This is a genomic window from Micromonospora phytophila (assembly GCF_023656545.1).
GTDB lineage: Bacteria > Actinomycetota > Actinomycetes > Mycobacteriales > Micromonosporaceae > Micromonospora > Micromonospora phytophila.
Genome location: NZ_JAMOKF010000602.1, coordinates 1 through 1,439 on the forward strand (window position 1 = coordinate 1; position 1,439 = coordinate 1,439).

1 protein-coding gene is annotated in these 1,439 nt (G+C 71.5%); it reads left to right on the plus strand.

Features of this window, described 5'->3' with window-relative positions:
• Window positions 1-790: 790 nt before the first annotated feature.
• A partial coding sequence (locus tag NCC78_RS31670) for a histidine phosphatase family protein (protein ID WP_250799120.1) occupies window positions 791-1,439 on the plus strand: 649 nt, incomplete at its 3' end.

The window sequence follows — 1,439 nt, forward strand, 5'->3', positions numbered from 1 at the left end:
GGTTGGCGCCCAACCGATGGGGGTCAGCAGGGCGCAAGCACCGTCCGGCGCTCAAAAACAGGGGGAAAGTCAATCTCAGAACCGGCGCGCTCGCGGGGCGGGGGATGCCCTTCGCGGGGCCGGACCATGTGTAACGACCGGGCGGCCACCGTCATTCCGGGGTTCGGCCCTCGGCCCATACCGGCTGTGCGGCGGGCCCTTGCTCGATCGTCCGGGGGATGTAACCACCGGCCGGCCACCGTCATTCCGTGGATCCGGGGCCCGGCCACACCACCCGAAGCAGTGCGCCCTGCACGGCCGTACCCATGGTGTAACGACCCCCGGGCGGCCACGATTCCGCGCCCACGATGGCCCCGGTCACACCCCACAACCGGACGCCCGACCATCAACCACCCAACGCACCGATCGGCCCGACCCGCCCCATGATCAGTTGATGGAAAACCGTCGCGAAGGCCCCTTCCTCGGCGGTTTTCCATCAACTGATCATGAGGCCCCACCCAGACCCACCGCAGCCGACCTCATCCCATCCGAGGCACATCAGCCCATCCAGGCCCACCGGCCTCGATGCCACCATCGAGTCGACCCTCACGCACCCCGCCCGACGCCACCCGGCCGGTGACCCGACCGAGCGGCCGGATCGGGAGCGGGGGAGTTGCCGTACACCAACCGGACATTCACGCGGTCCCCGGCGAGGCAGCGAACTCGCTCATGCGACCGATCGAAGAGGAACCCGCGCCGGATGGCCACCCGACCGTGGCCCTCGGGCGGTGCCGGTGAGGCAGGCCATAGGGTGGGAACCGTGGCGACCCTTCTGCTTCTGCGACACGGCCGGACGACCGCCAACGCCGACGGGGGGCTGGCCGGCCGCCAGCCGGTGGAGCTGGATGAGACCGGTCGGGCCCAGGCCGCCGCGGTCGCCGAGCGGCTGCGGGGGGTGCCGCTCGCGGCGGTGGTGACCAGTCCGTTGATCCGCTGCCGGCAGACCCTGGAGCTGGCGTTGCCGGAGGTCAGCCCGGTGGTGGAGGAGGGTCTGATCGAGTGTGGCTACGGCGCCTGGGAGGGGCAGCCGCTGAAGAAGCTGGCCAAGGAGCCGCTCTGGCCGGTGGTCCAGCAGCATCCCAGCGCGGTGGTCTTCCCGGAGGGGGAGGCGATGGCGGCGATGGCGGCCCGCGCGGTCGCCGCGGTGCGCTCCTGGGACGCCCGGGTCACTGCTGAGCACGGTCCCGAGGCGGTCTGGCTGGCGTGCAGCCACGGCGACGTGATCAAGGCCATCGTCGCCGACGCGCTCGGCGTACACCTTGATCTTTTCCAGCGGATCGTGGCGGATCCGGCGTCGGTGACCGCGATCCGCTACACGCCGCTGCGTCCCTTCCTGGTCCGGCTCAACGACACCGGCGGCGACCTGACCGGCCTGGTCCCGCCGCCGCGCAAGCGGCGTC